This window comes from Rummeliibacillus sp. TYF-LIM-RU47, from assembly GCF_008638315.1.
GTDB lineage: Bacteria > Bacillota > Bacilli > Bacillales_A > Planococcaceae > Rummeliibacillus > Rummeliibacillus stabekisii.
This window is the reverse complement of the sequence record NZ_VVIR01000002.1, coordinates 213,531-232,246: the sequence shown is the minus strand read 5'-3', so window position 1 is coordinate 232,246 and position 18,716 is coordinate 213,531. Positions and strand designations below refer to the sequence as shown.

The following is an 18,716-nucleotide window of genomic DNA, read 5'->3' as shown; positions in this document are numbered from 1 at the left end:
TGTAGCTCGCTGAAGTGGCCCGGAAAGCCGGTCAGTTACCGTTAAGACAGCTTTTAAAGTTATCGCCATATCCTCATTCCTTTCTCATTTCCCGCTCTAGCCGTTCGGCTTCTGCCTCTGCAGCACTGTGTAATTCCGCGACTTTGGCGAGTTTATTTTCGTTTTTCTCCTTGGCTGCTGTTAGCGCTGCCTCAAGCGCTGCGTGAACTTTAGTTGCCAATTTAGCCATTAAACCGTTACCGTTTGCGATGCCTTTAAGCACCAATAAATCGCGTTCCGCTTTGGCGATTTTGGACTTATTAACATTTGCGTTTGTGTCATAAATCTTTTTGTATTTCCTGGAGGCTGTGATAATCTTTTTTAGTTGCGCCTGTTGTTGTTCGAGTGTTTCTTCCGCCATTATTCCGTCATCCTTTCGTGTTTTAATGCAAAATAAAAGGGAACCCGTTAAGGCTCCCCCGTTCTTATTGTTATTAAAGCGATAATCTGCTAGCACGCTCGCCTCTTGCGATTAGTGCTGCATTCTCTCTTTCAAACTCTTCGCGCTCTTCAGTCTCAATCGCTTCAATGCCAGCTCTTCCGTCGTTAAAATACTTTGCATATTGTCCACCGATTGCTCGCGTTAAACCGTCGTACGGTTGTAAAAAATCTTTAAATAGTTGCGTATTTTCGTAGTCACCGAAGTACGTGATTGCACCTTTTGCGGCTTGCTGTTCTTCCGTCAACGCTGCGTTTTCCAGCTGTTCAAATGTACTAGCGAGCTTTTTACGTGTCTGCGTATCTCCATTGGCAGCTAAGACCGATGCACTAAGCGTGTCGTATGCCTCGTATAGCTCATTTGCAAAGTATTTATCGGGGTATTTCGCAAGCAAACCTTCGAGCTGCTGTTCTAATTCATCGCCCGTCATCTTAATTGACGCCTTAGTTTTTAGCTTTTTGAGATCCAACGCAAATTCTGCGGTAAGTAAGTCGTCCGTAGGCACTGCGGGCTTATTTAGGAGCTCCTTGCGAGCCAAAGTAGTTGCTTCTTTTCCAACGCTTGCATATTCGTCTTTTAATTCTGCTGCGATTTTAAGTGCTTGCTTGGCAAAGTCTCGTCTCATTTTTTTATCCTCTGTAAATTTATCCTCGATAGTGTTATCAAACTTAATGCGATGGGATTCTGCGTCTACCACTCGCTTTAACTCCAATGCAAGACTTGAAGGTTTGCTTTTTAATAAGTCGTTCCCTTTGTCGATAAATCCGTTTAATTTTTCGATTGTGTTTGTCATAGTGTCCATTTCCCCTTTTTAATTTACTATTTCTCATCCTTGTCCCTTTGCTTACCTCAATGTATACACGCTTTCTTAACCATCATCCGCCCTTTCCCGATCCCGTTTGATTACGTCAATTATATCTTTGACAGCATCAGCCCCAACAGTAGACGGTAGCTCAACCGTCCTATATTTTGTGCCTTCGTCGAAAATTAGAGTGTGGGATTGCTCGTAGTAGTAAATTTTCATCTCCTCACTACCCAAACCAACTTTGTTAGCGTTAGATGCACGATTTTTCTCGCTCATATTGTAGCTCCTTCCTTTTTTCAGCTTTAAATTTCGTTAATTTTCTGCTTAATTTCGCTCGATCAAAAGTATTGCTCTGATTTACCGCATCATTTTCAGGAATTTCTACAAACTTAAGATCATTTTCGTAGATTAAGTAATGTTGTTCGCGGGCATCATTTAAAATTCTGCTAAGTTGCTCTACAATTTCATCGTAAAACCCGTAAATTTCCCAATATCCTTGGCTGTGATTGTTCTTTTCAGCCTGTAGCACGGCATAAAAGATGTTCGTTTCAAGATCGATTTTCGATAAAAGGTGATAGATGAGCGGTGCTACCTCTGTTTTATAGCATTCTAACGGCTTCCCATTAATGGTTGCGAATTTATGCGGGAACTTGGCAAGTCTACTTTCCAACTCCGTAATGCCTTTTGATCCGAGCAGAATCGTTTCCCCTTCGCTATTTTTGACGGTGTAATGCTCACCAAACATTATTCCGATTGCTTGTCCGTTCGGAAAAAAAGGAACAACCTTCCCACCTTCTGTTGCGCGCTCTAGGTACTTGCCTACTGTGCAGTCACAAGAAATCTCTTCGACTTTATAAGTGCAATAAAACGTCATCCCTACCACTCCTTCCATAATTGCATATAGGGTTATAAATCCCGTTAAAATTAGCCGTCTAGTGCGTCGCAGTTAAAAATATGACTTAGTTATCACCAAACGTGTTAGACGCCTTAAAACGGCTAATTCACTCGAAAATGTCATCCATAAAAACCTTCGTCTAGCTTGCGCTCTACACTCGCCACTCCCCTGTATTGCGATTTCGGTATGCGAAATTGAACGCCGGCCACTTTTTGATTATGCGTATCGTAATATTCGCACATGACTTCGAAGCCTTTGCGGCGTTTTAGCTTGTGGAGCTGATAACCACTGCCGACATAAAGATAAATAAAATTCCCAGCCACCCACGATTCATGCTCTTTGTAAATATTCCTTCAACTCCTTCGCTTCGAGCTCAAAACCTATACTCCATTGTTCGAGTTCTTCCTTTGAAGGCTCACATCTCATGGCTCTTCTAGCAAACTTATAAACAAACTCTTCCCATTGAGCAGTGGTAAACTTATCACTACGTTGGTAAAAATCGTAGACATGAGAATCACGTTTAGATGAATTACATGACCTACAACAAGCAACCATATTTATAGCGCAATTAAGCGACCACAACTGCCCTAGTGAATATACATGATCGACCATTCTAATTTCGTCATACAAAACGCATCCACAATAAGTACACCGCTTTTGTGATTCGATTTCTCTTAGCTGTTCCAATGTCAGGTCACCTTTGCCTCCACTCCTGTAATAATGTTTGCGCAAGCGTTCTTTTAGGTAACCGTCACCAGTTTTTCGCCGTAAACTCCTACAAGAATTGCACTCACCTTCGCGGCCGTCCGGTAATGATGGTCGACTTGGAAAGCTCTCTAGTGGCTTTACTTCTTTGCAAGTTATACATTGTTTTATTTGTTCATCCGTCATTTTCATTGCTCCTATTCGCTTGATTTTATTAAAAATCCGTAGTAAAATTATAATAGGGTTTTTCTATGGTTTTTTAGATAATTAATCGAAATAAAAAAGTTGGCGAGTTTTTCGCCCTTAATTATATAGGCGTTTTTGTCTGCTAAATCGTGTCGCTATGCGGTTTCTCGCTCAATTCTTTTTGTTCGTCTCATGTTCTCAAGCTCACAACAAGAAAACCTACTTCCGCCAATTCCCCTTTGTTGATCGCACACTTTCACTCGACTTTTCAACTTCCGTAAATCTCTCGCATACGCAGCATTTTTACATATATCGCACTCATACACGCGTCTAACGTCCATCCCTTTGATTTTCCGCAAGGCAAAAGCATAATCGTAGCCCATCTCTTCATAAGTCGCTGCGTAAAAATTGGCGTTCCTTTTCACATGGTGAATTTGCTTGCGATACTCATAGACTTTGCGCGGTACACCTTCGAAAATGATTTCTTCGTCTCTCGCGGAAATTGCTTCGTTTTCTACGCTAGGGCTTGCGATAGTATCATCTTCAATTACACAACCAGCCGGAATCTTTGTCGCCTGCCCTTCTTCGTTATCCGGGATCTCGTGCTGAAATATAAGCGACCTTTCTACCTTCACTTTCTTCAATTCTTTTTTATGCGCTCGATCTGCTGAAAGTATCGGATATTCTTCGAGCTTTTCAGTCGTTTGCTTCGGTGCAAGCAGGAAATCTGCTAGTATATCCAACGCAGAGCTTGTCTTAGCGTAGGGCGATATGTGGTTAAGCGGATGCTTCATAAACGGCTTAGTCAGATTTATTTTACTTTTATGCTTATTCGTAAAGGACTTAACGAGCGCTTTCCTCTCGTCTTGTGGCAAGTTCTTGCGATAGTGCGTATAAAATAATGCTAGTAAGTCTTTGCGTGCAGCCAGTTCGGCTTTGTTCATCATCATCGTGTATTCACGCTCCAATTTTAGTGTGATTGGTGGCCGGCGCGCCTAGTAGCGGTTCGCTTCCCTTTTCTTTTAATCTTTGATTAGCGATCAATAATGTATATATTCGCGGTGTCTTAGATTCGAAAGAATCTGCGTTGAATATAACGGATATGTCTTAGCGTTCTAACTTCCGCATTATTAAATCCGAATGTATTAACGCTTAATCTTTAACTAATCCAAACATTTTGCTTTGCAAAATTTTGAGATGTTTTAATCTCTTATTAGCGTTAAATAATCCGAAATCATTAGCATTAATTATTGCGCCGGAATATTTTCTCTTTTACCGTTTCTCTTTTACGCTTTCTCTTTTTAAAGACACCATAAGGACTGTTTGCGGATATACCTTAAGGTATATATCGAAGGCACCCATAAGTCATGTATGCGACATATCAACGTTTGTGAGCACTTTCGAACTCTTTTAAGAGTCGTTCCATATTGGGTACTATCCGCTCGCCATCTTCGTTAATGACATATCCATCGCTACTAACCGATGGACACCAGGAGGGATAGTACCAAAGTTGCCTGCGCATATTTACAACCTTTTCTTTGACTTCGAATAGCAACCCATTTTCAAGTAGCACCTCACGCAAGAACTTCATTCGCTTGACGCTAATACCAGTCATTTCATTAATTTTATTCATTGAAAGGAAACACGCCCCGAAGCGCTCACGCGGTAATCCATAATCATCGAATGCTTTGCCGTCAACATTCAAAAGTAGCGTGATATAAAATAAAGATGCATCGCCGAGCTTTGCCTTTGGACTATGCGTCTTAAAATCGGTTATGATTCGAGGAAACACAATCCGAAAAACATCACGATTAATAGTTTCGTAGTTTTCTGCAACTAATAGAGCTTTCTTATTGCCTGGTAATAACTTCGTTTGATCTAACGCCATTCCACCTAACCCCTTCCGCTTATATTGGTTTATTTAACGTATATTCAGCTAAGGCCTGTCCAAGCGCCTTCGTTCGTTCATATTGCCAAAACTGGCGCATGGTACGTTCATTCAAGCCGGTACATATGTACCGGAAACCCTTCACAGTGAGTATGCGATAGAGTTCCGGAGAGTAGCAGTAGTAAAAGTTCATTAAGCATAAACCTCGCTCTCTATTACTTTTCCTTCGAACTTCGCCATACCATAGCGGAAATGTTCTACCGCCTGTTCTAAGGAAATTTCACCAATTCCCTGTAAATGCACCCAGCCTTTATTTTCGTCTATGAATATTGGCTTTGATATATAGTTACCGTCATAAAGTTCATAGACTACTAACTTGTGCCAATCCACATTAAAACCATTCGATATAACCGATATATTGTAAGTACGCTCTCCTAAAAAATCATCAATAGCTTGGTAAATTGGTAAAAGCTCGATTGCTTCAATTAGTTTACGAGTAATTGGAAGGATACGCGCATGACGTTGTAACTTCTCTTCATATTTTCTTTCAATTTCGAGAAGTTCAAGTTCAGAAATTCCAAGCTCCAACATAACCACTCGTTTAAGGTTGTATGAAAGTTTGTGGCTGCCCGTTTCGATTTGTGCGATATATGAGTTACCTACTTTTGCGATTTCTGCTAATTGATTGCGTGATAATAAGAAGTGGTCGCGAATTGCTCGTAAAGTGTTAGTCATGTTTAAATTCCTCCAATAATTGAATTATTTTGTAGTAGTTAAGTAAAAAAATATAAACGGTAACTATGATTGTTGTTTACTCCATTTTCTTTCGTTTATCACACGCAATTCATTGATAGGTAATGCGTCAAAATACTCGCGTGTTGCAACCATAAGGTCGATAAAATCAAAATCCGTCAATGGCGATATTGCATACTTTTGTATAGATCGTGAGATAATCGCATCATAGATGTAATCTTGCTCTGGATAGTGCATAATCCACTCTTCAACCGTATTGAATAGATTTGCTTCAACTTCTTTGCCCATGAAAACTAAAATATCAACCCAATCGTCATCGACTTCCACATATATGTCAGCCAATCCATATTTGACATCGCTAACTAAATCTCTAATCTTCTTAACATCCTCGAAGCAGTTTCTTAAATATAAAAATTGTTTTGGTATCATTTTTCATCCCCCTCATTTTCTTATAGACACTACGGCAACAAAATTTGGACCACTTCATTAATTCATAGAACAACTAAAAAATGTGCAAAGCTATATAGCTCTAAGGTTCGAATGCTTTTAAAATTTTTTCTAAACTTACACTTTCACTAATAGATATACTCGAAATCTAAAAACGTGCACGATTTTGGAAAACTTTTTTAATTTTTATCTCTTACACTTACTAATGCGTAATATCTTTTCGCTTCGCACACTTTTTAACAATTTTTATTTATTTTTTATGCCTTCACTTCTCAATACGTAATAACTTTTCTTTTTTCACACTTCCGTAGAAATTTTTCAAATAAAAAAAGCAAACGCCATAAAAAGCGTCTGCCTTCAAATTCATTAAACTGTCTCGCCAACCTTACGCAATATCTCAAGGAATAACGGCGATAACTGGACTAGCACATATCCGAGACCCGCATTCATAATCATGGACCACGCTTTTTCGGAATTACCAATCATAAAGAAGAAGCAAGCGCCGACCATAATAACTGACGCAATCGGAAAGCTAATCGCCACTAAGATGTCAATGACCGGATTAAGCACTGTAGCGAGCATTTCAAGCGATTTATCTGCGACGAAGCCTGTCGGATCTCCTATCGGACTAACCGTTGGCATTGGCATGGGTGTTGCCGCAGTCGGCGCAATAGGAGTGGCACTTGTGGCTATAACTTGCGGAGCACTCTCTGTCATGAATCTTTGCGCAACTAATGCCACACTACCGACGGCCGGCACACACGCAGCTAGCGCTAGACCCTTTTTAGTTACATATTGATCGCCATAATCCGTCCATTCGCTTTCCGGCACAACTTCTACTCGATTTTTACGTTTAAATAACATTACATCTTCCCTTCGCTATTTAATATCGTCATACGTAAAGACTTTCACGCGTGGCAAGTTAGCGCATAGCTCTGCTAGTTGCTTGCGCCTTAATTCCGTTGTGGTTAGCCATGTGAGTCGCGGAAAGTGAAATAACTTTTGCTCTAGCAAGCCGTTTCTATGCAGTTCCTCGTAGCGACGCACCTTGCTTGCGTTCTCTTTCATCGTTTGGAGACGGTCAACTTCGAGAAAATTGCAAAAGTTGTTCTTATAAAACATACTGTCTACGATTATGGTCGCGCTGCCGTCCGACACCTTTATTTCATTCTTCCAATCTTCTGGGCTATTGTTGTACAGCCAAAACTCATTGCGCATGATTGTATGATGGACGTTGCCACCCTTTTTGCGAATCTTCTCGCAGCCGACATATTCGCGACCTAGCTTACTTAAATAGTAAATAGATTGATAGCCTTCGCGGATTGTCATAAGAAAAGGCGCCAGGTTCGCCATTACTCGATTAGTGTTGCGCTTTGTGCCGAAATAAAAGTAAGCGTTAAGCTGATCTCGCGTCAAAAAGTCAAACTTGCGTAAAAGTAACAGTATCTGCTCGTCGCGCTGACTCAACTTTTTCAATCGCAACTCTTGGCGCCCCCTTATGCGGTTCTATTGTTTCTCGGATAACTTCCGATTTAATAAGCGTAGTTTGCACAATCTCACGCCTGTCAGCCGTCTGATAAATCGCCCGACCCTTAATTGGCGGCAAAAGTTCTGCACCCGTTTCATCAAGCACGACACGCGAAGCAATCGAGGATTGCACACGGAAGGATAGTTTTGCATCGCTATTCTGCTTACATTGGCGCGGTATTACGTCGCCAGTCGGATATTGCGTCGCTAGTATTTGTCTAAAACCTAGCCCAGCGCCAAGCCTTGCAATTTGCGACATTAGCGTTTGACACTCGAGTTTTAGTTTCTTTTCTTCCTTCGTTACGGCTTCAAGCGGATTGAGCTCGCCTACCTCGTCAATAATGATGAAATAGCGCTCTTTAATACTGCCTTCTTGCACATTCTTCTTACCTTTAGTCCTTAATTGACGCTGTATTTCTCTCATTTTTTCATAAGCCAATTGTAACGTTGCTAGCGCTTCCTCCGGTTCATATGCGATGAATTGCGTTTGCTTAATATTTTCATAATCGCAAAGCTCAACGCCGCCCTTTAGGTCAATTAAAAAGAAATTGACGTGATCCGGCTTACTTTGAATTAAGCTAGTTATAAGCGTATTAATAAAATTACTTTTGCCGTAGCGAGTGGCACCGCCGAGCACCAAATGCGGTATCTTTTCAAAGTCGTGATACTTAAACGTATTTTTATCGCGTGTTATGCCGACCGGCACTTTCCAACCTCTACCCGGAACGAATGGCACTTCTTTCGGCATCGGCTCATTATAAATGCGGACGATCAACAAGCCATCGTATGCTAACTCGATTTCCTTGCGGTCTGTGAGCTTATTGGTCCATAGCGTCCTAAGATTTTCGAGGATATCACGGTCAAGCTGTACCTTTGATAAGTCTGCGAATGTAATCCGTTTGCGACGATTGTTTAAGCCATCTTCTAAGGTTTTCAACTTCGCCAGGTAATCGTCAAAACTCCGGCCAAGCGGTATGCGATACTTATACTCCCAGCCCCAGTCGTACTGCTTTTTGCGGACTAGCTGCGTGGTCAATGTATCTTTGCCGTCTTTTACGTTTAGGCCGGAAAGTGAAAAGATGCGTTGTATTTTACCGCTATCATTTGAAGCTAAGCCGTTCTTTTTTACGAAGGCTTTCGCAGCGATTCCGCCCATTATTCCGGTCGTCAAAATTTCAAATAGCAAACTTGCACACCTTTCGTTTAGTATTGCGCCACTGGGTTATCTTACATAGTAAGAGTTGCGGCGATCGAGAAGGTTAGAAAACGTGTTCAATGCGTTGGTATGCCGGTATTAATCGACTTCCCGTTTTATATTGTGCAGTGGACATTGATTGGGAAGTTGACCGGGAATACTTTTAAATTGCGTATTCTGCAAAAAACTCAAGCATTTGGCGAACAGTTTTATTCTCGATGTCATCTAAAAATTCGATTACACTTTCCGTTACTGGCAAGTCGAAACGGTCATACCGGTCGATGTCGAAAGTTATGTTTATGCTGTCCGGCAGTTCACTTTCATTGCCGTTCTCAAATGTGTAAAAGATACGAGCAGTTCCTGGCAACTTGACGATTTTATCTCGCCATACTACGCCTACTGCCGGATCAACGAAGTCTGTTTTTTCTAAATCATCATAGCGATGCTTTTTCATCTAGCTAACCTCCCATTTTTAGGCTACTTGCTTAAAAAGTTTAGCGGCTTGAGACAATGTGATTTCTGTACAACCTAATCGAGCCTTTTTACTAACTGTTGGGCATAGCTCTGCGAATTGTTGCGGATTGATATTGACAACTTCTCCCGTTCCGATGTGATAAACATTTACCCAGCCGACTACCGTAAAAATATAGCGAATTTGCATATTAATTCCCCCTGTTTTAACTACGGAACGTGACACATATACATAAATATGGGCGCTCCGCCTTTATTTGATAAACTAACTATAACACCGTCACGATACGTAGTCAACTACAAAGCGTGACATTTTAAAATAAATTATATATACTTAGCTTACAGAAAGGCGGTGGCCATATGTACATACGTAGCAACCTAAAAGAATTGGTGGATAAACGTGGCTGGACAATACGCGAATGTGCTAGAAAATGCGATCTTCAACCCGAGACAGTGAGACGAATGTATAATGATTCAACAATGCAATATCAACGTGATTCTTTAGCAAAACTGTGTGAAGGTTTAAACGTTGGCATTTGCGATATATTGAAACTCGAAGAAGACTAGCGCGTTATTGTTAGTCTTTTTTTGTTGTATTAATATCTCCATACGCTTTTCCGGATTTTCAACGATTATTTTTTAACTTCGCTTTCAATAAACTTCTCATATCTCTCATTTGAGTACTCCATTATTTTCTCAATACGTTTCTGCGATTCCTTTATTAGATCAAGATAGTGGTTTACCATAGCGTGTGGAGATTCTAATCGCCAACCACCTTTTTCAAGACCGACGTCGCGAATTGGAGCTCCTTTGCCCATTAAACTATGAATAGTATTTGTAGCTTCTAAATTTGTACTAGGAAACACATATGCTCTTACAGTTTCTACTGTTGCAAATCCTGTTGAGTATGATTCTAATAATTTCAACACGTTTGCTTCATTCAGAGTTAATTCCATTTTAATCCGCCTTTTTTATTAATTAGGCATTATTTATTCAGAATCCAATCATAGTGAATCGGTGGATTCTCCTGCCTAAGCCAATTATATAATACGGGCGGTTGATTGCCATATGGTTTTTCGTCGTACAGCATAGCTTTACGTAAGCCCTCACTAAATGCAGCTACTACGTTGTTATATACGTATCCATCACGTAATCTTAACGCCATGTGCATAATAAGTGAATTCGCCTTCTTAAGCGTCTTAGTAGTGGCATCAGCGCCTAATCTCAATGCTAAAAGAGCCATATTATCTCTGATTAACGCAGGCAGTGGTAGCATGTCCATTAGCTTGTAAAAACGGTGTTGCAATGGATTAGTCGCGTATTGATCTACATATTCTACATTGTTATTTTCTTTTTCAAAGGCGTCATATATATTATTATTTTTATTTGCTTGTTTTAAAAGATTAAGAGAGTTAAAACCGTTAAGGGCGTCATTTTCGTCCTCGACGCTTACTCTCGCAAGGCTTTCAGCGTTTTGAAGAGGTGCATCTTGACGTGCATCGAGAGGTGCATTTACTCCAAATACATCGTGCATGATCCAGTCATAATCGGCATGTGCTTTATCTACGAAAATATATTTCCCGGCATGTCGGTTCGCAATACGGCCAACTTCAAACTCCCCCGTCTTTTTGATTGCGGAAATGGTAGCTCGTACTGTTCGGATAGATACTCCGCACTTCTTCGCAAGATGTTCACCACCTACTTTGCAAATACCACTACCGCTTAATAAATATATGATTTCGTCCAATACACGTTGCTTTGCGTTTGTGAATAGTCGCTCGAACACGTAGCCAGCAGATTGTACTATGCTGATTAACGAAGTTAAACGATTCTTTTTGTATTTCCTATCGGGCGCTGCGTTGTATTGTTGTACTTTTTCGTTATAAGCTAATAACGTCATTAGATAAGCTCCTTCACTAAGAAGCTCCGCGGCTCTCCCAATTGCATTAATACCGCAAAGGCGATATAATATTAGTAGAAGTTTTGTGGGGAGCGCACTCTCGATTGCCGTCGAGGGGAGCTTCTTTTTTTATGTTCTTTTTAACGTAGTTTCGTTCGAATCTTACTTACAGGCGAAAAGTTGTTATGTTGTTTTATTACATCACTGTCCGTCATCTGTATATAACGGCGCGTCATATTCAACGAAGAGTGTCCTAAAATTCGCATGAGTGTATACGGATCTCCCCCGTTGAGAATGTAATTTCGCGCAAATGTATGTCGATACGTATGCGCAGTGCTACGAATCTCCTTACCTACTCCGGTCATATCTCCGTAATGTTTTAATCGCTTATTCATCTGCGTATCTTTCACCGGCTCACCGTAACAAGATAAAAAGATTTTCTTTTGCTCCGGAAAATGTGCCTTATTCTCGTCTGCAAGTTCATATAACAGTTTCAACGTTATGGGCGATATTGGAATTACTCGATATCGACGATTCTTATTAAACTCTGCTGAAAGATGGATAGAACGCGATTTAATGTCGATAGATTCCATTTCAAGCGATAAAAGCTCATTCATTCGCATACCGGTATCTAGTAAACAGATTTGAAATACATAGTCCCGAAAGCCTACATACTTTCGCTGGTCGCAAGCGCCAAGCATTGCCTCGATCTGTTCATCCGTAAATGATTCGATTTTATCGACGTCTACTTTCTGAATCCTCACGTTGTCCATTGGACTTTCGCGTATCATTTTCTCTCGTTTCCAAAAATTGAAGGCAACCTTTAGCGAACGTATTCGCATGTTAATCGTTGCAGATGACAAACCTACGCCTTGATCATTGTGTATATAGATGTGGCCTTTAAATCGTGGAGCATCATACGCTAAATACTTGATATAATCACGACACATCGTTGGCGTTATATCGCTTACATGTTTAACTTCGTAACCTTTCTCCATTAGCCATTCGTTTAAGTAGCGCCAAGTATTCGAGTAGTCATCGTGAGTTCTCTTTCGTATGCCTTCTCCCAACTTTGCGGTAATAAAATACTCCCACGCATCGTCAATCGTCATTAGGCGAATAGTTTCAGACTCATTTATGCGTGATTCCACTTTGGTCCGTCTACGTTTGATACTTCGTATTTCAGACAAAACAAAAAGCACCTCCAACGCGTAAATACGTTGAAAGTGCTTTATATACGGTATTTATACAGTTATATAGCCGGTAATCGACTAACACTAATTGCGGTGAAATACGTAACCCTAACGTTACACATACCGCACACTAGACGCTTAACAATTTTCAGGAGTTCCTGTAACTTTTGCTGTTCGGAACGATGAACCGCAGCCACATGATGCGATTGCATTCGGGTTATCAATGGTAAATCCGCCACCCATAAGCGATTGTTTAAAATCAATCGTTGTTCCTTGAATAATTGGCGCATCTTCACTTGATACAATCACTTGCAGTCCTTGTATTTCAAGAAGCTGGTCACTCTCTTGACGGTCACGTTCAAAGCCCATTGCATAGGAAAGGCCGCTACAGCCGCCGCCTTTTACGGCTACACGAAGGAAAGATCCCTCTTCCTTATTGTTTCGCATCATTTCTTTAATATGAAATGCTGCTGCTTCTGTAATATTCACAACTTGTGTCATCCGTATCCACCTCTTTCTTATATATTCATCATATCAATTTTTGCCGTAGCAGTAAAACGCTAACGCTCACAAAAAAATCAAATTTTCTTTTACACCTTTATGATATAATTCTACTATATCCACTATTAGAAATGGGGCTATTGCTATGGAGCTTTCTCCTTATTACGAAAAGCGACTAGAGTGTTTGCACTGCAAGCAACAATTTAAGACGATGAAAGTTCGTTCTAATTTCATAAAAGTAAAAGAAAATGAAAGTGATTTTCGCCCCATTTATGAAAATGACGTTAATCCATTATTTTATAATGTATTTGTATGTGAACATTGCGGCTTTTCTTTTACGGAAGATTATTCAAAATATTTTGCACCTGGCGTAAAAGAAGCGATTGATCAACATATCACAGCACATTGGAAAAAACACAGCTTTTCAGGCGAACGTTCAATTGCCGATGCGCTTCAAGCTTATCAGCTTGGTCTTGTTTGCGGCAATTATAAAAAAGAGAAGCATATTACATTAGCGGGGTTAGCCTTACGGATAGCCTGGTTATACCGAATGACCAGCCAAGAAATGATGGAGAAAAGATTTATGAAAATTGCTAGAGAGCAATATATTGAATCTTATTCTGTAGAGGATTATAAGGGAACATCTATGAACGAGCTCCGGGTACTCTATCTTATTGCAGAGATATCAAGGCGTATGAGCGATAAAGAGCAAGCAATACGCTACTTCTCTAAAGTTATTGAGAAACAACGTCTATTTAATGAGCCTAAGATTTTGGAAATGGCCAAAGACCAGTGGCAGCGTATGCGTGAGGAAAAAGAAACTTTATAAATAAAATAACAGGCTATCCATTACCAGTATTGACCGGTTCATGGATAGCCTTATACATTCATTAGAATACTTGTTCTACTTCTACAACTCCAGGTACTTCCTCTAAAAGTGCGCGTTCAATGCCTGCTTTTAGTGTGATGGTAGAACTTGGGCAGCTACCGCATGCTCCAAGCAGACGTAATTTTACAATACCGTCTTCTACATCAACTAGTTGGCAGTCCCCGCCGTCACGAAGAAGGAATGGGCGCAATTTATCTAAAACCTCTTGAACTGAGTTAAACATTTCTGATTCTTGCACATGTTCTGTCATTTACTATCGACTCCTTTCCCTAAAATTATTATAATGTTTATAAGGTAAAAAATCCAATAAAGAAATGCGAGGCTTAATGGTTATGGAAAATCATTCTATTGCAATAGAAGTGTATGGTGCAAGCACCCAATGTGCCAGCTGTGTCAATGCACCATCTTCCAAGGATACGTATGAATGGCTTCAAGCGGCAATTGATCGCAAGTACGAACAACCGCTATACACCATCTCCTATATTGATATCGAAAAACCAATTGAGAATACACGCCACAAAGAATGGGCTGAGCGCATTTTAAATGATGAGTTCTTTTACCCACTTGTGCTAATTAATAATGAAGTAATCGGCGAGGGTTATATTCAATTAAAACCAATCTATAAAGAGCTTGAACGATTAGGATTCCAGCAAGCCTAGGCTGTTGGGGTTCTTTTTTTATACCTAAATCTTAATAGCGATACTTAGCACGTTGCTATTGCTAAGTGCTTGCGGTGTGTCTGTAGAAAATAAAAAAGAAACTACAATAGACGTAAAAGATAATAACATTCTTTCTAAGTATGGCGATGTAAAATAAACAGGTTTTAAGTTATAAAATTGCAACTGGTCCAATGAAATTAGAAATCACAGGCATCATAAGCGTTAATTACTATCGAGTATAACGATAAATTAGTTGTACCACACCAGAAGAGAATGTTTTTGTGTCAACCAGGTTTAAATTCAATATCTGTTTTATTTCACTGAACATGGGTTTTCCTTCACCTAAGACAACTGGATGAATAGATAATCTAAACTCATCAACAAGCCCCAAATTTATAAAAGTTGTAATAAGGCTTGCTCCCCCATATAGCCAGATGTCTTTTCCAGGCTCATTCTTCAGTTTATTCACTTCTTCAGCGATATTTTCATTTATAAACATTACTTCATTATTAGCTTCTCTTTTTGTTCTCGAAAACACATATTTCTCTTTGCTATGAATCATTTCCCAAATTTCTTTTTCGGAATCTGAGTCATTGACTTTAGGCATATATTGTCCCCACAAATCGTAGCTTTTTCTACCATATAAAATAGTATCAATTTGATTCAAGAAACTAGTGAACTCCATATCAGGGTCCATAATGCACCAATCAACTTCTCCATTTACCCCTTCAATAAAACTATCTAATGTAACTGCTAAATCTAAAATAATTCTTCTTTGCTTCGCGTTAATCAACATAACTCTTCCACCTGTTCCATTCATATATTTCTTCTGTACTGCATCTAATTTTAAAGGATAAAATCAATCATGATATACCTTTTTATTAACATTTGCTATTGTGTTATATTCCGTATTAAGTAGACGTTTTATTTCTTCGCAGTTGACCATATGGTGTTACCAATTCGTTTTTCTTTTTTATGTAAAGAAGATACACAATTACTATTCACTGTCTCAGTAGATGTAAAAAACCTCTATTTCATCCTTACAGCTCGCCTTGTCCGTGCCAGTGTGAATTAGGGTTGCAAAAATCAAGTGACTATTTATCAAGTTATTTGCTGAAACTTCAAACCTTTGTATAAGGAATTTAAATAATATAAATGGATTAGATTGTAGAAATAACAAAAGAGGTTAATGCTCTAAAAGTGAGCTGTAGAAGATGAATGTCTTTGAAATTATTTACTTTTAATAATAAAGATATTTTCCGAAGGTTCAGGATATTTCTGGGAGATGTAATATAATATATTAAATTAAATTAAATACACCTTAGCAGAAAATTTTTATTTGATTTTCAGTAATTCCATTAATTAATTCTAGTTCACTAATCAAAAATTCATGTGTGTTTTCTAACATTTTTTTTTCGCTTGGATTAAGTGCTTTTTCTTTCTTCAGACTAATTAAATCACGTACAACTTCAGTACTTTCTTGTATTCTACCCGTTTTTATTTTGTCCGTGTTCACTTTATATCTTTGTTTCCAAGGCAGTAGTCTATCTGTTTCTCCATGTTGAAAAATGTCTATGAGGTGTTTTAATGTAATTATGTCAGTAACAGGGCGTATACTTAAACTCAATATTTTATCAGTAGGAATCATGACTTGCATATTACCAATTAACATTTTTATGACATAATACTGTTGTCTTCCCTCTGAGATTTCCTTTTCTTCTATAGCTTTAATAATACCTACTCCGTGCATTGGATAAACAATGTTATCGCCAATTTCGAACAAATCCTCCACCTCCATGTTATAGTACCTCTTAACCTTAACATATATATTATTTTTATCAAATTTTTTAATTTTAGCATAAATCTTTTTCATTGTCAACTACCTTTTATTTAAAAATCCGAAAGAGAACTCTATATTCCTTTTCGGTAAGTGAATTCCGTCAATGCTAATCAAATCACTAGTTCTCCAGGAAATGCCGTGCTTTAAAACAATATATCTTATGTGATTTGGCTTACCCTCCCTATCAATATATAATAAGCGTTAGTTAAATCAATCATTTATCGCATAAATTCTAAAATCTCTTTCCCCATCTTCAATTCATTCTATTAGAGCCCCTAAAATCATACGCCGAATAATAATATTAAAAATGTAAAAAAACAGGTAACAATTAAGTTACCTGCTACAAAGCTACTCATCTTCATGCATTTTATTTAGATATTCGAATCGAACCAAATAAAAAAGAGGAACCTTATTGAAAAGATCCCTCTAGTTTGTATATAACAAGCTAATTAAAATTAAAGTTTAACAATATTTGTAGCTTGTGGTCCGCGTTGACCTTCTTCAACTTCAAATTCAACTTTTTGACCTTCGTCTAAAGATTTGAATCCGTCGCCTTGGATTGCTGAGAAGTGAGCGAATACGTCTGCTCCGCCTTCAACTTCGATAAATCCGAAACCTTTTTCTGCGTTAAACCATTTTACTGTACCTTGTGTCATTTAAATGACCTCCAATAAACATTATTAATACATAAGCTTTTTAAAGAAAAAATTCACATATTACAAAAAGTACCGAACCAACACGATTACTCTTTGTAATATGTAAATTCAAGTTATTTCTATAAAGAACTTTTATTACCTTAATAATATACCATGAATACACATTTGTCTAATATTTAGATTCAAGTAATAAAAAAAGCCCTATCATCCACAAGAAGACAGGGCTTTGAGCGTATCAATGAATTCTCACAGGTTGATTATACCATATATTTATCTATAGAGTATGCTTTATACCGCATATTTTACGCCACACACACATTACTTTACTCGTTGAAGCTCGCGTTACAGAAAAAATGAAAAAAATGTTCAGGATAAAATGGCGAATAAGTTTGGTGATTTGGTGAAATTGTCCATTTCTCAAAGTGGAATGTGATAAATATGTGATGTTTCATTCATTCAGCTAACATAAAAAGCTAGGAACGCTGTTAGCAACGTTTCTAGCTAATTATTAACCGTTATGACGCTTATACATCCACAGCAATCCAGATTTCATCAAACGAGCAATACGGCCTGTGACAGTAGTGTCGGCCATATAAACAAAGCCTTGTTTCTTTCCTAAAGCTCCCATGAATCCTTTTAATTTAATTTCAGGCATTTTTTCTGGAAGAGACTGATTGCTCCAGCGTAGTTTAAGGACTTTGACGATATGCTCCGCTTGTTCTTCTGCAAGCTGAGCACTAGGGCCAAATTGTGATGCCGCGCAATCCCCTACAATATAGACATGTTCATCATTTGGTACATTCATATATTGAGTAACTGCGATTCTTCCTTTATCTAATTCTAACCCTGTATCGCGGACAACTTTTACTGGCTGGATTCCTGCCGTCCATACAATGGCATCTGCTACAATTTTCTCTTCGTGATTGTAAAGTATCTTATCTTCTACTTTTGTAATATTTGATTGCGCAATGACCTCTACATTATGACGGTCAAACCATTTTTTTACATAGTTGCTTAATCGCTCTGGGAAATCTTTTAAAATACGCGGTCCACGGTCGAATAATTTGATTGTCAAATCCTCTCGACTTTCGCGCAATTCACTCGCAAGCTCAATGCCACTTAGGCCGGCGCCGACAATAGCTACAGTAGAACCTGACGGAAGGCCGCCAAGCGCATTGTAAGTCAGACGAGAATTTGCCATTGTCTGGATGCTATATGTTAATTCGTCTGCACCTGGTACATGGTGGTAATTATCTTCGCATCCAAGCCCAATGATTAAGTCATCATATGCAATTTCACGATTTTCATCTAGCACAACCACTTTGTTTTCAATATCGATTTTCACGATTTCACCATACTCTTTTGACAGGCGTTCGTGTTGTGGGAAATTTACGCGTATTTCCTTTTCAGGTGTTGTACCTGCGGCTAATGCGTAAAATTCCGTTTTTAGACTATGAAACGGGGTGCGGTCTACTAAAATAATTTCAATATCTTCAGGTAAGTTGTTGGGTAATAAGCGGCTTAGTACGCGCATGTTGCCGTATCCTCCGCCCAATAATACTAAACGTCTCATTGAAAACTCCCTTTTAACAATTTCGTCACATTTTCATCCCCATTATAACTGATTGTGATGTTTTTCACAATACACTTGTGAGAAGTTTCACAAATATAAATTGAAAAACTAAAATGGGGTTTCTCCTTATATTTTGAACAAGTAAGTGATACTAA

Annotated in this window: 26 protein-coding genes; 3 read left to right on the top strand and 23 right to left on the bottom strand. The window is 38.8% G+C overall.

What is annotated here, in order from left to right; genetic code table 11:
• Window positions 1-73: 73 nt before the first annotated feature.
• The 14 genes from F0527_RS12520 to F0527_RS12455 form a co-directional block, all read right to left on the bottom strand.
• Entirely contained in the window at window positions 74-400 is a 327-nt protein-coding gene (locus F0527_RS12520; RefSeq protein WP_150285120.1) for a hypothetical protein, read from the bottom strand.
• 73 nt (window positions 401-473) lie between these two features.
• The gene (locus F0527_RS12515) at window positions 474-1,271 is read right to left on the bottom strand and encodes a hypothetical protein (protein ID WP_150285119.1); all 798 of its coding nucleotides are present in this window, start codon (window positions 1,269-1,271) and stop codon (window positions 474-476) included.
• Window positions 1,272-1,346: 75 nt separating this feature from the next.
• Window positions 1,347-1,559 (bottom strand): hypothetical protein, encoded by a 213-nt coding sequence (locus F0527_RS12510; protein ID WP_150285118.1) that lies wholly within the window; start codon window positions 1,557-1,559, stop codon window positions 1,347-1,349.
• Entirely contained in the window at window positions 1,534-2,157 is a 624-nt protein-coding gene (locus F0527_RS12505; protein WP_150285117.1) for a hypothetical protein, read from the bottom strand. The genes F0527_RS12510 and F0527_RS12505 overlap by 26 nt, the downstream gene beginning before the upstream one ends.
• Before the next feature lie 351 nt (window positions 2,158-2,508).
• Window positions 2,509-3,069, bottom strand: a complete 561-nt coding sequence (locus F0527_RS12500) for an HNH endonuclease signature motif containing protein (RefSeq protein WP_150285116.1) — start codon at window positions 3,067-3,069, stop codon at window positions 2,509-2,511.
• 155 nt (window positions 3,070-3,224) lie between these two features.
• Window positions 3,225-4,019: a hypothetical protein gene (locus tag F0527_RS12495; RefSeq protein WP_150285115.1), complete on the bottom strand. Its 795-nt coding sequence runs from the start codon at window positions 4,017-4,019 to the stop codon at window positions 3,225-3,227.
• 431 nt (window positions 4,020-4,450) lie between these two features.
• Window positions 4,451-4,957 carry a hypothetical protein gene (locus F0527_RS12490; protein WP_150285114.1) on the bottom strand — a complete coding sequence of 169 codons (507 nt, stop codon included), beginning with the start codon at window positions 4,955-4,957 and terminating at the stop codon, window positions 4,451-4,453.
• Between the two features lie 192 nt (window positions 4,958-5,149).
• Window positions 5,150-5,692, bottom strand: a complete 543-nt coding sequence (locus F0527_RS12485; protein ID WP_150285113.1) for a helix-turn-helix domain-containing protein — start codon at window positions 5,690-5,692, stop codon at window positions 5,150-5,152.
• A 63-nt stretch (window positions 5,693-5,755) separates the two neighbouring features.
• On the bottom strand, window positions 5,756-6,139 hold the full coding sequence (locus tag F0527_RS12480) for a hypothetical protein (protein WP_150285112.1): 384 nt from the start codon (window positions 6,137-6,139) through the stop codon (window positions 5,756-5,758).
• Window positions 6,140-6,523: 384 nt separating this feature from the next.
• Window positions 6,524-7,021, bottom strand: coding sequence for a hypothetical protein (locus tag F0527_RS12475; protein ID WP_150285111.1), 498 nt, complete (start codon window positions 7,019-7,021; stop codon window positions 6,524-6,526).
• A 15-nt stretch (window positions 7,022-7,036) separates the two neighbouring features.
• Entirely contained in the window at window positions 7,037-7,633 is a 597-nt protein-coding gene (locus F0527_RS12470; RefSeq protein WP_223823600.1) for a replication-relaxation family protein, read from the bottom strand.
• Complete coding sequence (locus F0527_RS12465; RefSeq protein WP_150285109.1) at window positions 7,578-8,870, bottom strand: FtsK/SpoIIIE domain-containing protein; 1,293 nt, start codon at window positions 8,868-8,870, stop codon at window positions 7,578-7,580. The genes F0527_RS12470 and F0527_RS12465 overlap by 56 nt, the downstream gene beginning before the upstream one ends.
• 172 nt (window positions 8,871-9,042) lie before the next feature.
• Window positions 9,043-9,333 (bottom strand): hypothetical protein, encoded by a 291-nt coding sequence (locus F0527_RS12460; protein WP_150285108.1) that lies wholly within the window; start codon window positions 9,331-9,333, stop codon window positions 9,043-9,045.
• A gap of 18 nt (window positions 9,334-9,351) precedes the next feature.
• Window positions 9,352-9,540 carry a hypothetical protein gene (locus F0527_RS12455; protein WP_150285107.1) on the bottom strand — a complete coding sequence of 63 codons (189 nt, stop codon included), beginning with the start codon at window positions 9,538-9,540 and terminating at the stop codon, window positions 9,352-9,354.
• A gap of 170 nt (window positions 9,541-9,710) precedes the next feature.
• On the opposite strand from F0527_RS12455, the gene F0527_RS12450 reads away from it, so the two are divergent.
• Window positions 9,711-9,917 (top strand): helix-turn-helix domain-containing protein, encoded by a 207-nt coding sequence (locus tag F0527_RS12450; RefSeq protein WP_150285106.1) that lies wholly within the window; start codon window positions 9,711-9,713, stop codon window positions 9,915-9,917.
• Between the two features lie 65 nt (window positions 9,918-9,982).
• Here the strand turns inward: F0527_RS12450 and F0527_RS12445 are convergent, their stop codons facing one another.
• From F0527_RS12445 to F0527_RS12430, 4 genes are all read right to left on the bottom strand, one after another.
• Window positions 9,983-10,306, bottom strand: a complete 324-nt coding sequence (locus F0527_RS12445) for a hypothetical protein (RefSeq protein ID WP_150285105.1) — start codon at window positions 10,304-10,306, stop codon at window positions 9,983-9,985.
• Between the two features lie 29 nt (window positions 10,307-10,335).
• Complete coding sequence (locus F0527_RS12440; RefSeq protein WP_150285104.1) at window positions 10,336-11,250, bottom strand: hypothetical protein; 915 nt, start codon at window positions 11,248-11,250, stop codon at window positions 10,336-10,338.
• 140 nt (window positions 11,251-11,390) lie between these two features.
• Window positions 11,391-12,440 carry a tyrosine-type recombinase/integrase gene (locus F0527_RS12435; protein WP_150285103.1) on the bottom strand — a complete coding sequence of 350 codons (1,050 nt, stop codon included), beginning with the start codon at window positions 12,438-12,440 and terminating at the stop codon, window positions 11,391-11,393.
• Between the two features lie 141 nt (window positions 12,441-12,581).
• Window positions 12,582-12,944: a HesB/IscA family protein gene (locus F0527_RS12430; protein WP_066789200.1), complete on the bottom strand. Its 363-nt coding sequence runs from the start codon at window positions 12,942-12,944 to the stop codon at window positions 12,582-12,584.
• Window positions 12,945-13,089: 145 nt separating this feature from the next.
• On the opposite strand from F0527_RS12430, the gene F0527_RS12425 reads away from it, so the two are divergent.
• The gene (locus F0527_RS12425) at window positions 13,090-13,773 is read left to right on the top strand and encodes a DUF2225 domain-containing protein (protein ID WP_150285102.1); all 684 of its coding nucleotides are present in this window, start codon (window positions 13,090-13,092) and stop codon (window positions 13,771-13,773) included.
• Between the two features lie 61 nt (window positions 13,774-13,834).
• On the opposite strand, the gene F0527_RS12420 is transcribed toward F0527_RS12425, so the two are convergent.
• On the bottom strand, window positions 13,835-14,083 hold the full coding sequence (locus F0527_RS12420; protein WP_223823599.1) for a NifU family protein: 249 nt from the start codon (window positions 14,081-14,083) through the stop codon (window positions 13,835-13,837).
• Window positions 14,084-14,165: 82 nt separating this feature from the next.
• Here F0527_RS12420 and F0527_RS12415 point away from each other — a divergent pair, with 82 nt between their 5' ends.
• Window positions 14,166-14,492, top strand: coding sequence for a YuzD family protein (locus F0527_RS12415; RefSeq protein WP_150285101.1), 327 nt, complete (start codon window positions 14,166-14,168; stop codon window positions 14,490-14,492).
• 229 nt (window positions 14,493-14,721) lie between these two features.
• On the opposite strand, the gene F0527_RS12410 is transcribed toward F0527_RS12415, so the two are convergent.
• The 4 genes from F0527_RS12410 to F0527_RS12395 form a co-directional block, all read right to left on the bottom strand.
• Entirely contained in the window at window positions 14,722-15,288 is a 567-nt protein-coding gene (locus F0527_RS12410) for a dihydrofolate reductase family protein (protein WP_150285145.1), read from the bottom strand.
• Between the two features lie 525 nt (window positions 15,289-15,813).
• Window positions 15,814-16,275, bottom strand: a complete 462-nt coding sequence (locus tag F0527_RS12405) for a CarD family transcriptional regulator (RefSeq protein WP_190323475.1) — start codon at window positions 16,273-16,275, stop codon at window positions 15,814-15,816.
• A 512-nt stretch (window positions 16,276-16,787) separates the two neighbouring features.
• A complete protein-coding gene (locus F0527_RS12400; protein WP_066788929.1) occupies window positions 16,788-16,988 on the bottom strand; it encodes a cold-shock protein in 201 nt (66 codons plus the stop codon).
• 508 nt (window positions 16,989-17,496) lie between these two features.
• Window positions 17,497-18,561, bottom strand: coding sequence for an NAD(P)/FAD-dependent oxidoreductase (locus F0527_RS12395; RefSeq protein ID WP_066789215.1), 1,065 nt, complete (start codon window positions 18,559-18,561; stop codon window positions 17,497-17,499).
• Window positions 18,562-18,716: the final 155 nt, after the last annotated feature.